The sequence below is a fragment of the Burkholderia sp. 3C genome (assembly GCF_054589155.1).
Window position 1 is genome coordinate 1 of the sequence record NZ_BAAILN010000092.1, and the last position, 12,129, is coordinate 12,129.

Sequence of the window (12,129 nt, forward strand, 5' to 3'; positions counted from 1 at the left end):
TGCCTGAACGGCAACGGCCGCGAGCCGTTTCGATCCCGACGGGTCCTGCCAGCGAACGTATGCCGATCCAACCCATTCAGAACCGCCGCCTCTACCAGCAGATCGCCGACCAGCTTCGCGCGATGATCGAATCCGGCAGCTTTCCGCCCGGCAGCTACTTGCCGCCCGAGCGCGAGCTGGCCGCGCAATTCGGCGTGTCGCGCACCTCGGTGCGCGAGGCGCTGATCGCGCTGGAGGTGATCGGGATGGTGTCCGTGCGCGTGGGCGACGGCGTGTCGGTGCGCCAGCGCGAGCAGCCCGCGGGCGACACGCCGCCGGCGCGCGCCGCTGCGCGTTCGAGCGTGCTCGAAGTCGATCCGGAACTCGGCATCGAGTTCGATCTCGACGCCGAGATCCCGCCGTTCTCGCTGTTGCAGGCGCGCAAGCTGATCGAGCCCGAGGCGGCCGAGCTGGCCGCGCTCCAGGCGTCCGACGCGCAGCTTGCGGCGGTTCGCGAGGCGTTCCTGCGCAACCAGCAGGACAATCGCAGCGGCTCGACCACCCACCCCGGCGACCGGCTGTTCCATATCCGCATCGCCGAGGCCAGCGGCAACGAGGCCTACGCGATGATGATCAAGCAGTTGCTCGCGCATCGCTACGACCTGCTGTTCCAGCGCCTGCAAACGCTCTATACGCCGCGCGACATGCCGCATCGCTCCGAGGTCGAGCACCGCGCGATTCTCGACGCGCTGGAGGCGCGCGACGCGAAGGGCGCGCGTCGCGCGATGCTGACCCACCTCAATTCGGTGATCCGGATCTTTTCGCGGCAGTCGGCGTGATCGGTCGGCCTGGGTTCGCTCAGGCCGCTCAGGCCGGTTTTGCCAGCCACACCACCGTCAGCGAGCGCACGCCCTGTGCGCCCTGGATCAGCACGCCCTCGATATCGGCCGTGGCCGACGGCCCGGTGACGAGCGCCGCATAGCGCGCGCCTTGGAAATCGGGCAGGCGATACAGATCCTGCAAGCCGTCGACGAGATCGGCCGGATCGAGCAGCACCACCAGGTGCTGGACCAGATAGCCGAGCGCATTGACGCCGTATTCGGCCTCCGACAACCACACCGAACCGGTTTCCGCCACGCCGTAGCGCGCCCGCACCACGCCCACCTCGACCTCGTGCAGCGAGGCCGGCGCGCGTGCCGGATCGAGCGGCGCGGCGCCCGGCACTTCGGGCGCGGCCGACAGCGGCACATGGCCCGGGAAGCGCTCGGCAAACCAGCCGGGCAGGTCCTGCACCGAATCGAGCGCGACGTGCTTGCCGCCCATGGTCGCGAGGCTCGCGCAGAAGCGTTCGCGGCGGTCGCCGGGCGGCGTGTCGAACACCGGCAGGGTGGGCAACGGATGCGGATCGTCGCCGCTGGCGGCCGCGAACGGCGCGCGTGCCGCGCCACCGTCCTCGCGCACGGCGACGCGCTGTGCCGCCCGCACGCGCAACAGGAATTCCTCGCGGGTGGTGCTCATCGTTGCGTCTCCTTGTCGGCGGCCGGGGCATTCGCGTCGGCCGGCGTGTCTTCGGTGGGGCCGGGAGGGTTCGGCGGCGTCGCGCCCTTGCCGCGATTCGCTTCGTACCAGTCGCGGAACGTCTGGCGCGGCGCGTCGGGCAGCGCGCGGCCCTTGCCCCAGGTGTTCAGCGGGTTGTAGAGCACCAGGTTCGGCAGGCGGTGCAGGGCGGTCTGCATCGAGCGCACCGAGGCGCGATAGAGCGCCGGGTTCGCCAGCAGCTTGCCGGCCACCTTGATCAGCCCGCGCTTGACGCGCGGCAGTTCGCCTTCCTCGGCCACGATCTGCCGCCAGCGGTAAAGCTGTTCGTGGATGTTGATCTTGACCGGGCAGACGTTGGTGCAACTGCCGTTCATGGTGGAGGCGAACGGCAGCGTGCTGAAGCGCTTGAGATCGTAGGCCGGGTTCAGGATCGCGCCGATCGGCCCGGCGTAGGTGCTGCCGTACGACAGGCCGCTGCTGCGCCGGTACACCGGGCAGGTGTTCATGCAGGCGCCGCAGCGGATGCATTTCAGCGAATACCAGAAGTCGTCCATCGCGAGGCGCGCCGAGCGGCCGTTGTCGACGATCACGAAATGCATCTCGGTGCCCGGGCGCGGCTGGCGGAAATGCGAGGTGTACTGCGTGATCGGCGAGCCGAGCGCGCTGCGCGACAGCAGCCGCACGAACACGCCGAGGTCGGCCACGCGCGGGATCAGCTTCTCGATGCCGATCGAGACGATATGCACGGGCGGCACGTTCGCCGACAGGTCGGCATTGCCCTCGTTGGTGCAGACCACCACCGTGCCGGTTTCGGCCACCGCGAAGTTGCAGCCGGTCATGCCCGCGCCCGCTTCGAGGAATGCCGGGCGGGTGGTGACGCGCTGGCTTTCGGCCAGATAGTGGATGTCGTGATTGGTCGGATCGGTGCCGAGCGTGCGGCCGAACAGCTCGGCCACGTCGCCGCGCAGCTTGTGCACGGCCGGCATCACCACATGCGACGGCGGCTCGTTGTCCAACTGCTGGATGCGCTCGCCGAGGTCCGTCTCCATCACGCTCACGCCGCGCGGCGCCAGATATTCGCGCAGCTCGCATTCGTCGGTCAGCATCGATTTGCTTTTGACGAGCGAGGTCACGCCATGCGATTCGAGAATGCGATAGACCGCCTCGTTGTGCGCCTCGGCGTCGAGCGCCCAGTGCACCTTGACGCCGTTCGCCTCGGCGTTGGTGGCGAACTGGTCGAGGTAATCGGCCAGCCGCGACAGCGTGTGCTCCTTGATCTGCGAGGCCAGCGCGCGCAGCGTTTCCCATTCCTCGATCGAGGCGGCCTGCGCGTCGCGCTTCTTGCGGATGTCCCACAGGCGGCGGTCGTGGAACGCCACGTGATCGGTCTTGGCGAGGAACGCCTCGGCGGCCTTCGCGTGATCCACCTTGGGGAGGTTGCGGGTCGGCTTGCTCATGCGTGGGCCTCCTGGCCGGCGGCCGGCGCGAGTTGCGCGGCGTCGATGCCGTTCAGCACCTGGGCGATGTGCAGGAAGCGCATCGGCGTTTTCTCGCGCGCGGCGCAGCCTTGCTGATGCATCAGGCACGACATGTCGGCCGACACGATGAACTGCGCGCCGGCCTGCAGGTGGTCGCGCACCTTGTCCTGGCCCATCCGCACCGACACCGCCGCCTCCGACACCGAGAACGTGCCGCCGAAGCCGCAGCATTCGTCGGGCCGGGCCGGCGCGGCGAAGCGGATGCCGCGCACGCCGTCGAGCAGCGTGCGCGCCTTCGACCACGGCTCGCCCGGGATCTCGCTCATCGAGGCCGCATGCAGATGGCGGATCGCGCTGCAACTGTTGTGCAGGCCCACCGTATGCGGAAACGCGGCCCATGGGAACGCGCGCACCTTCAGCACGTCGTGCAGGAATTCGGTCAACTCGTAGGTGTTGGCGCGCACCGCCGCGATGCGCGGCGATTCACCCGCCGCCGTCAGATGCTGGCGCACGTGGTGGACGCAGCTCGACGACGGCGCGACCACGTAGTCGTAGCCTGCGAAGTTGTCGACGAACAGCGCTTGCGCGCCGGCCGCGTCGGCGTCGCAGCCGTTGTTGGCCATCGGCTGGCCGCAGCAGGTCTGGCGGCGCGGGTAATCGACGTCGAGCCCGAGCTTTTCGAGCAGTTCGAGCGTCGCGATGCCGACCTCGGGGTAGAGCGCATCGATGAAACAAGGCACGAACAGGGCCACCTTCATGGAATTCTCCTGCGGGGGATGCGAGGCGCGCGTCGGGGCGGGCCGTGTTGTTCGGGGAGTCGCGGGCCGGGGCGCGGGGCGGTGATCGCCTGCCGCGTGCGTCGGACTGCACAAGCGCCATGATCGACAGCCGGAGGGCGATCCGGCAAACTGGTACGACCAGTTTACCTACCTCGACCCTTCATGAAGACAGCCACCCGGACCGACCGCATCCAGCGCGAGATCGAAACGCAATTGCTGGAGGGCGTCTGGTCGCCCGGCGAGCGCATTCCGGGCGAGCGCAAGCTGGCGGACGCGATGGGCGTGGCGCGCTCGACGGTGCGCACGGCCTTGCAGCGGCTGGTGGCGCGCGGGCTGCTGACGAGCCGGCCGATGTCGGGTTTCTACGTATCGGAAAGCTTGCAGACGGGGCTGATCTCGCCGTGGCGGCAACTGGTGGGCGACCATCCGGAGTTGCGCCCCGACATGCTCGAATTCCGGCTGATGCTGGAGGGCACCACCGCGTATCTGGCCGCGCTGCGCGCCGGCCCCGACGATCTGCAACGGATTCAGGACGTGCTCGACGGCATGGTGGCCGCGCATCGCGACGGCGACCACGAACGCGAATCGCGGCTCGACGGCGATTTCCACGCGGCGCTGGCCAGCGCCTCGCACAACGCCATGCTGCGGCATCTGCAAGGCAGCCTCGCGAAGATGCTGCATACCCATATCTCGCTGAACAACAGCAACCTGTTCGCCTTGCGCGAGCAGGTGGGCGAGCAGATCCTCGCGCAGCATCTGGCCTTGTGGGAGGCGATCCGCGCGCGCCAGCCCGAGGAGGCGCGGCGGCGGATGGTGGAGCATATCGGCTTCGTCTGGCAGAAGCTCGAACCCGATCTGCCGGTGACGGCGATGTGAGAAGTGCGGTTCAGGCCAGGGGTTCAGGCCAGGGGTTCATACGATCGCCAGCGTGAAGAAGCCGGTGGTGGCGTCCATTTCCGCCGTGACCTGGGCATTCGGATTCGTGGTGGTGACCGTCGCGGTGGTGACGCCTTCGATGACGGCATAGAACGAATACGTGTCGCCGATCGTCAACGTCTGGGTGTCGAACGAACGCTCCACGACCACGCTTTGCAGCAGCGTGTCGTATTGCGATATCGAGAACGTCACCGGGCCGAGCGTGGTTTGATAGAACTGCCACTGATCGGCGACGGTGCTCGCCATGACTGCCATTTCGAATTCGTACGTGCCTTGCTGCGCGTCCTGCTTGATCTGTGCGAGAAAGCTGGCGTTGCCGACGATGGTGGCCGGCGCCGACGTATACGTGTTGCCGTCGATCAGCGTGGAGGCGGCGACTTCGAAACTGTCGTTGGCGGCCATCGTAAAGCGTGCCTGAGGCTCCAGGCCCGGCGGCCGGGCAATGATCTGCTGCCCTTTAGCGACAACGAACTGCGCGATATACGGCGTGGTGTTCAGGAACGTCAGTTGGCTCATGGAGGTCTCCTCGATGCCGTTGCGATTGTGTCGTGGAATCTTGTCGAACGGGCCTTATCGCGCCGCGTCGTGTTCGCCTTCGGCCAGCGCCTTCACGCGCGCCAGCCCCAGCGCATACAAGCCCTCGTAGTGCGCGACCATGCGCGCCGCGCCCTGCGGATCGTTCGGCGTGAAGCGGCTTTGCCAGGTGGCTTTCGCGCTCGCGTCGCCCGTGCGTTCGACCGACAGCGTGGCGATGTAGTCGGTCACCGGGTCCGGGCCTTCGAGGATCGTGTAGCTGTAGCGGCGCTCGGCGTCGCTGTGTTCGAGCAGTTGCTCGACCACCACCAGCCCGCCCCGGATTTCCAGGTGGCGCGTGCGGCCGTCGTCGGACAGGCGCGAGGCCAGCACCGGCGCGAGCCAGGCGGGCAGGGCATTGAAGCCGCCGACGATGGCCCACACGCGTTCGGCGGGCGCGGCGATCTCGACGGATTGGCTGACATTCGGCTGGGTGGGCATGGTGCGCTGTCCTGATGATCGAAAAGGAGCGTCGAGTATGCGGGCGCGGCGCGCGGGCTACCAGCCGCCTGCGATCGAATGTCCGTTGCCCCGCGATCAACAATCGGTGCGGCGGATTCAACCGGCCAGCGCTTCGGTCAATTGATAGATACCGTCGCTGAACGCCTGCAGGTCGGGCTTGCCGCCCTGGCGTTCAAGCTCTCGCTGGGCTTCCTGCCAGTCGGGCAGGCAGGTTTCGTACAGTGCCTCGCCAGTGCGTGTCAGGCACCACAGATGCACGCGGCGGTCCGTTTGATCGGGCTGCGAGCGCACCAGCGCGCGCGTGCGCAGCGTGGCGAGCGTTCGGCTCAGGGTGGTCTGGTCGAGCAGCAGCGCGTCGGACAGCGCGCGCATCGAGGCGGGTTCGGCGCGAAACAGCGCCATCAGGATCGTGAACTGCGTGACCCGCACACCGTGACGCGACAGCCGCGCATCGTAGATCGCCGTGACGGCGCGGGCGGCCTGCCGCAAGGTGGCGCAATGGCAATCGAGTTTCAACGGGCCGTGATTCATGCCGTGCTCACCTTATCCGGATCGAAGACTGCATAGGCTGCATGGGTTGTGTGACAGCGGCGTTCCCCGTTCGGCCAGGCCGCGGCGTACCGAGCGGCATCAAGCCGGCACGGCCGCTTCCTGTTCGAGCGGCGCGCGCGCCGTGCAGATCGCGTTGCGGCCTTGCTGCTTGGCGTCGTACAGCGCACGGTCGGCACGCACATACAGGCGTTCGAGCGTGTCGCCGTCCTCGGCCACCGCCACGCCTCCGCTGATCGTGTAGCGGCACGGACCCGACGGCGTATCGGCCGTGTGCGCCGCCACCGCGATGCGCAGGCGCTCGCCCACCTGCCAGGCCTCACGCTCCGACAGCCCCGGCAGCAGCACGCCGAATTCCTCGCCGCCCACGCGCCCGAACGTTGCATCGGCGCGCAGGTTCTCGAGCGCCAGCACCGCGAAATCGCGCAGCACGGCGTCGCCGCCCGCGTGACCGAACACGTCGTTGATCGCCTTGAAGTAATCGAAATCGATCAACAGCAGCGCGACCTTGCGGCAAGACGTGCGCTTCTTCAACTGGTTGCGTGCGATCAGCTCGAAGCGCTTGCGCGACAGCAGGCCGGTCAGGTAATCGCGGTTCGACGCCTCGCTGGCGTCGGCCAGCAGCTCGTCGTGCACCAGCATCATCGCGGCCATCGACAGCATCGGCAGCACCGCGGAGCCGATGGTCGACAGGATCACGCTGCCCGGCGTGGCGAGCAGCGCCGGTGACGACGCGGCGTGCAGATGCAGGAACCAGAAGCCGCGCACCAGCTCCATGGCGGCGCAGAACGCGGCCAGCGTGGCGATCGCGAGATAGGGATAGCGGCGTCGGCCGGGCTGGCGCGGCCGGGTGATGGCGTAGACGGTAGCGAGGCTGGTGGCGGCGAAATACATGCTGACCGCGAACACGCGCACCTGGATGCTGTCGACCACGAAGCGCCAGTAGCCCAACACGCCGCCGAGCACGATCAGCGCCAGCAGCCACGCGGGCCAGCCGGGCTGGCGGTTCATGAAGCGTGCGCAGCCGGCGAAGAAGCAGGTGGCCGCCACCGCCATCAACAGGTTGGCCGGCACGATCACGAACACGTCGTGCACGTGGCCACGCAGCAGCATCAGGCTCAAGCCGAGCGCCATCACCAGGTTCGAGGCCATCCATTCCCGCACGCCGCGCACGCGCGAGTGCGCCAGCGAGCCGAGCAGCGCCAGCAGGAGCAGGCTCATCATCGCGGACGACACCAGGGCGACGGTTGGATTGGGCATGGCGTGGGCTAGGTCGGCAGATCGTCAAGACGGCGCACCGGCTGTCCGCACAGGGCCGTCGAGCGAAGGCGGCCGACGCGGCGGGGTGCGGCGCTGCCAGCGCGCATCGGCTCACCGGTCGGACGTTCTGCCCCGGACATGCTTGGTCTCGATCCCGCTGATTGAGTGATCCTGTTCGTGCGGTGCCCGGCCCGGCGGCTTCGCCGGATGGCTGCCAGGACACTGCGTCGCGTGATTGTAGGGGGTCAAAACCGGACTTGCCACAGCGCGCGCATGGATTTGTGCAAATTTTGCAAACAATATGCGATTTGAGTGCCTGGCATGCCAAGCATAGGCAGTTATTTTTGCCGATCGTCAGGCGGTGGAAAGCGGACTGTCAATGGCGAACGCGCCGCCGAAGCTCGATGGCCATTCACATGACCGATCTGACAGCCAAGCCAGGCAAGGACTTAGGTAAATCCCTCGATTTATCGAATAATCGATGAGATAAATCATGATAAAAGTAACAATTACCGAATTCGGTCACGAGCGCGAAAAATTTCCTCTTAACAATGAGTGCGATTGATGACTTGATCGCGACAACTGGGAGGCGAAATGGATCGCAAGTTCAACGTGCTGTTCCTGTGCCGGGCAAACGCGGCACGCAGCATCATGGCCGAGGCCTTGCTGCGGCAATTGGCGCCGGGCCGTTTCGAGGCGTTCAGCGCCGGCGTCGAGCCGGAGCAGGACGTGCATCCGCTGGCGATCGCGCAACTGCGCGCGACGATCGGCGATCTGGGCAAGCTGCGGCCCAAGAGCTGGCTGACCTACACGGCCGACGACGCACCGCGCATGGACGTGATCATCTCGATGAGCCCCGAAGTGGCCGAGGAACACGCGCCGGCCTTTCACGGCGCGCCGCTGTTCTGCACCTGGAATTACCCGGACCCGTTGAAGGCCGAAGGCAACGAGGCCGAGCGGCAGCGCGAATTCGAACGCGTGTTCCGGCAGATCCTGCGCCGCATGAGCGTGTTCGTGGCGCTGCCGCTCGCTTCGATGCGCCGCGACGCGCAACGCGATGCGATCGACACCGCCGCGCAGGGCGGCGCGATCGATCAGGCGAATGAACTTCAGCCCGCACCCTGAAGAGTTGCGCGTGTCGTGCCGTAAACCCATGTGCGAGTCGCCGCCGTTTTTGCCCGTTTTTTACCGTTGCGGGCACACGGCGACCCGGGATCGGCCCACAGCGCGTCGACAAAAAAATTCGACGTGCCACGCGCGACAGTCCAATGCGCACGGGCGATTCGAATTCCTCTGACGATAGGAAACGTTTGCGGAAATCCACTTTCCGGGCTTTCGCAAATGCACCCGATGTCGTACGTGTTTTGTCACATTGTGTACACGTAGACTCGTTAGCGTCCGTTGTTTCCTCCTCACCCGCCGCGTTGCCATGCATCCTGCTTTCTCGAGGTTCCGCCGTTCCTCAGCATCCGGAAACCCGCGCACGGCCGGCGATCTCTGCCACGACGTGCCTTGCGTCGATGCCGGGGATCCGAACTCGGTGGTGATGGAGATCTTCTCGTCGCGACGCGACATGGGCAGCCTGGCGGTGATCGAGGCCGATCGCCCGATCGGCCTGATCAACCGCAATATCTTCATGTCGCAGATGAGCAAGCCGTTCCATCGCGAGCTGTACGACAAGAAGAGCTGCATCGCATTCATGGACAAGGAGCCGTTGATCGTCGATGCCGACATCAGCATCGAGGCCTTGGCGTTCCGCACCGTCGAGGCGGGCGAGAAGGCACTGGTCGACGGGTTCGTGGTGACGCGCGAGGGCCGCTTCGTGGGCCTCGGCAGCGGCCTGCAACTGGTCAGCGCGGTGGCCGAGATCCAGGCCGAGAAGAATCGCGAGGTGATGCAGAGCATCGAGTATGCGAGCGTGATCCAGCGCGCGATGCTGAGCGCCTCCAGCGAGACGCTGTCGAAACTGCAGGGCGCGGCGATGGCCTGGCAGCCGCGCGACGTGGTCGGCGGCGATTTCTACCATTTCTCGGCGAACGACAAGGGATGGTTCGGCGCGGTGGCCGATTGCACGGGCCACGGCGTGCCGGGCGCGTTCATGACGATGCTGGCGTCGGCCTCGCTGTCGAAGGAACTGGAGCAGATCGGCCCGCGCGACCCGGCGGCGCTGCTGGCCGCCGTGAACCGCAGCGTGAAGAGCCTGCTCGGGCAGGCCAAGGGTTCGGCCGAGCGCACGGAATCCGACGACGGGCTCGACGCGGCGTTCTTCTGGTTCGATGCCATCGAGAGCGTGCTGCATTTCGCCGGCGCGAAGATCGGCCTGCATATCCTCGCGCCGGGCGCCGAGCAGTTCGACACCGTCGCCGCCGACCGGATGGGCGTGGGCTATGTGGACAGCCGCGCCGATTACGCCTGGAAGCTGCATTCGCTGCCGGTGGCCGCGGGCAGCGTGCTGTTCGTCTGCACCGACGGCCTGACCGACCAGATCGGCGGCCCGCGCAAGATCGCCTTCGGCCGCCGCCGCGCGCTCGACACGATTCGCGCGCATCGCGATGCTGCCCCGGCGGCGATCTGCGAGCGGATCAACGAGGCGCTGGCCGAATGGCAGGGCCGGCAGCCGCGCCGCGACGACGTGACGTTTTTTTGTGCCCGTATCTAGTCAACCGTAACCATGTCTCACATGCTCGAACAAGACAGCGCATTTTTCGACCTGGCGCAGCGCCGCAACGTGCTGTTCTATCACAAGGGTTACTTCTCCCATAACATCGTCGCCGCGATGGGCGAGGTGGTGAAGTTGCAACTGGAAGTGGCCGGCGTGGCCGGCCCGACACGCCGCAAGCTGTTCTCGTCGTTCATCGAACTGTCGCAGAACATCATTCATTACTCGCTCGACGCGCTGCAGCCCGGCGGCGACGGGCAGGGCGCGATCCGGGAAGGCGCGGTGTGCGTCTCGAAAGACGGCGACCGCCATGTGATGTGGTGCGTCAATCCGGTGGCGACCAGCCAGGTCGAACCGCTGCGCAACAAGCTCGAACCGCTGCGCACCATGTCGCTGGAAGAAATTCGGCAGGCATACAAGGTATCATTGCGCGCCGAAACACCCGAGGACAGCAAGGGCGCAGGCCTGGGCTTCCTCACCATGGCGCGCGATGCCAGCGCGCCGCTGGAATTTGCTTTTTATCCGCGTGACGACGATTCCGGGATCACGCTGTTTTGTCTCACGGCCATCATCTGAGTAGGAGGCACTCGATCCATGGATAACCTTTACATTGCCGCCACGACGACGTCGCCTGAGATCGATTTTCGTTTCGATCAACATCAGCTGGCGATCAAGGGCGAGTCTTACCCCGAAAACGCGGCTGCATTCTATGCCCCCATCATCGAGCAACTGGGTCAGTACCTCGACGCCAGCTCCGGGGCCGAAATCACAATCGATGTCGCGCTGACCTATTTCAACAGTTCGAGCACCAAGATGCTGTTCAGCATTTTCGATTCGCTCGATCAGGCCGCCCAGTCGGGCAGCCATGTGGCGTTGAACTGGTATCGCGACGAGGAAGACGAGACGATCGCCGAATTCGGCGAGGAACTGAAGGCGGATTTCGGCGCCATCGAGTTCACCGATCGTCCAGTCGCGCATTAAGGAAGGCAAGGTGAGTTCGACGTCTTCACGAGACACGTCCACGGGCGCCGCGCCCGATCTGTTCCAGAACGAGAGCGCCGCGCTCGAACGCGCGCGCGCCACGCACCTGGCGGGCGACGCCGATGCCGATACCTATCGCCGCTCGCTCGGCGAACTGATCGAGCATTACGAGCGGCTGATGCGCGAGACGCGGCGGCTGATCGGCCGCAGCGATCGCGCCGAGCGCGAGATGCAGGCGCTGGCGCAGCAACTGGCGCACCGCGCCTCGCACGACGCGCTGACCGGCGTGCTGAATCGCAGCGCCGTGATCGAGCTGACCGCCAAGACCTTGCGCACCAGCAACGCCGCGATGGTGGTGCTCGATATCGACGAGTTCAAGCGGGTCAACGACGATTTCGGCCACCCGGTCGGTGACCTGGTGATCCTCGGCGTGGTCGATTGCCTGCGGCGCATCGTGGGCGAGCTCGGTTTCATCGGGCGGGTGGGCGGCGAGGAATTCACCGTGCTGCTGCCGCGCAGCGATTTCGCCCACGCGGCCGACCTGACCGAGCGCATGCGGCAGAGCATCAGCGATTCGCTCTCGGTGCCGCAGGTGCCCCGGCGCATCACGGCCAGCTTCGGCGTCAGCGTCAACGTGGCCGGCACCAGCTTCGATACCGCTTACGGGCTGGCCGACGCGGCGCTGTACCGGGCCAAGCGCGGCGGCCGCAATCGCGTGGAGTTCGCCGAGCAGTAAGGGGCGAGGGCGGCCTTGGGCTGCCTCGTCCGGTTTTTCTTCGGCTTTCCTCGTGGTTTCCCATGGCTGGCTTGTCCGGCTCTTTCTGTCGCGCCGCGGCTTGCGGCGCATCGCATCCCATCTTCCTCCGTGCCGATTTCCCTGGCCGACTTGCCGTGCGGCTCGACCGCGCGCGGTCATGCCGCGCCGAGCTCGAAA

General features: G+C 66.5%; 14 protein-coding genes. 7 read left to right on the forward strand and 7 right to left on the reverse strand.

What is annotated here, in order from left to right:
• Positions 1 to 59 precede the first annotated feature (59 nt).
• Complete coding sequence (locus ACYP33_RS16230; protein WP_414445122.1) at positions 60 to 818, forward strand: FadR/GntR family transcriptional regulator; 759 nt, start codon at positions 60 to 62, stop codon at positions 816 to 818.
• Positions 819 to 846: 28 nt separating this feature from the next.
• Here the strand turns inward: ACYP33_RS16230 and ACYP33_RS16235 are convergent, their stop codons facing one another.
• Genes ACYP33_RS16235 through ACYP33_RS16245 form a run of 3 tightly spaced genes read right to left on the reverse strand, consistent with a single transcriptional unit; the run spans position 847 to position 3,754 of the window.
• Complete coding sequence (locus ACYP33_RS16235) at positions 847 to 1,497, reverse strand: LutC/YkgG family protein (RefSeq protein ID WP_459622819.1); 651 nt, start codon at positions 1,495 to 1,497, stop codon at positions 847 to 849.
• A complete protein-coding gene (locus tag ACYP33_RS16240) occupies positions 1,494 to 2,975 on the reverse strand; it encodes a lactate utilization protein B (RefSeq protein WP_459622820.1) in 1,482 nt (493 codons plus the stop codon). Before ACYP33_RS16240 ends, ACYP33_RS16235 begins: the two co-directional genes overlap by 4 nt.
• Entirely contained in the window at positions 2,972 to 3,754 is a 783-nt protein-coding gene (locus ACYP33_RS16245; protein ID WP_459622821.1) for a (Fe-S)-binding protein, read from the reverse strand. The genes ACYP33_RS16240 and ACYP33_RS16245 overlap by 4 nt, the downstream gene beginning before the upstream one ends.
• A gap of 183 nt (positions 3,755 to 3,937) precedes the next feature.
• On the opposite strand from ACYP33_RS16245, the gene ACYP33_RS16250 reads away from it, so the two are divergent.
• Positions 3,938 to 4,651 (forward strand): FadR/GntR family transcriptional regulator, encoded by a 714-nt coding sequence (locus ACYP33_RS16250; RefSeq protein ID WP_459622822.1) that lies wholly within the window; start codon positions 3,938 to 3,940, stop codon positions 4,649 to 4,651.
• A 36-nt stretch (positions 4,652 to 4,687) separates the two neighbouring features.
• On the opposite strand, the gene ACYP33_RS16255 is transcribed toward ACYP33_RS16250, so the two are convergent.
• From ACYP33_RS16255 to ACYP33_RS16270, 4 genes are all read right to left on the reverse strand, one after another.
• On the reverse strand, positions 4,688 to 5,227 hold the full coding sequence (locus ACYP33_RS16255) for a hypothetical protein (RefSeq protein ID WP_459622823.1): 540 nt from the start codon (positions 5,225 to 5,227) through the stop codon (positions 4,688 to 4,690).
• Positions 5,228 to 5,281: 54 nt separating this feature from the next.
• Positions 5,282 to 5,725: an SRPBCC family protein gene (locus ACYP33_RS16260; protein WP_459622824.1), complete on the reverse strand. Its 444-nt coding sequence runs from the start codon at positions 5,723 to 5,725 to the stop codon at positions 5,282 to 5,284.
• 117 nt (positions 5,726 to 5,842) lie between these two features.
• Positions 5,843 to 6,277 (reverse strand): MarR family winged helix-turn-helix transcriptional regulator, encoded by a 435-nt coding sequence (locus ACYP33_RS16265; protein WP_459622825.1) that lies wholly within the window; start codon positions 6,275 to 6,277, stop codon positions 5,843 to 5,845.
• A gap of 99 nt (positions 6,278 to 6,376) precedes the next feature.
• The gene (locus ACYP33_RS16270) at positions 6,377 to 7,555 is read right to left on the reverse strand and encodes a GGDEF domain-containing protein (RefSeq protein WP_459622826.1); all 1,179 of its coding nucleotides are present in this window, start codon (positions 7,553 to 7,555) and stop codon (positions 6,377 to 6,379) included.
• A gap of 594 nt (positions 7,556 to 8,149) precedes the next feature.
• Between ACYP33_RS16270 and ACYP33_RS16275 the strand changes: the two genes are divergently transcribed.
• The 5 genes from ACYP33_RS16275 to ACYP33_RS16295 all read left to right on the forward strand — a co-directional run bounded on the left by ACYP33_RS16275 (position 8,150) and on the right by ACYP33_RS16295 (position 11,931).
• Positions 8,150 to 8,680, forward strand: a complete 531-nt coding sequence (locus ACYP33_RS16275; RefSeq protein WP_459622827.1) for an arsenate reductase ArsC — start codon at positions 8,150 to 8,152, stop codon at positions 8,678 to 8,680.
• A gap of 304 nt (positions 8,681 to 8,984) precedes the next feature.
• Entirely contained in the window at positions 8,985 to 10,214 is a 1,230-nt protein-coding gene (locus ACYP33_RS16280; protein ID WP_414449443.1) for a SpoIIE family protein phosphatase, read from the forward strand.
• Positions 10,215 to 10,226: 12 nt separating this feature from the next.
• The gene (locus ACYP33_RS16285) at positions 10,227 to 10,790 is read left to right on the forward strand and encodes a SiaB family protein kinase (RefSeq protein ID WP_414445132.1); all 564 of its coding nucleotides are present in this window, start codon (positions 10,227 to 10,229) and stop codon (positions 10,788 to 10,790) included.
• Between the two features lie 18 nt (positions 10,791 to 10,808).
• Positions 10,809 to 11,195: a DUF1987 domain-containing protein gene (locus ACYP33_RS16290; RefSeq protein WP_206129001.1), complete on the forward strand. Its 387-nt coding sequence runs from the start codon at positions 10,809 to 10,811 to the stop codon at positions 11,193 to 11,195.
• Between the two features lie 10 nt (positions 11,196 to 11,205).
• Positions 11,206 to 11,931 (forward strand): GGDEF domain-containing protein, encoded by a 726-nt coding sequence (locus ACYP33_RS16295; protein ID WP_414449441.1) that lies wholly within the window; start codon positions 11,206 to 11,208, stop codon positions 11,929 to 11,931.
• Positions 11,932 to 12,129 lie beyond the last annotated feature (198 nt).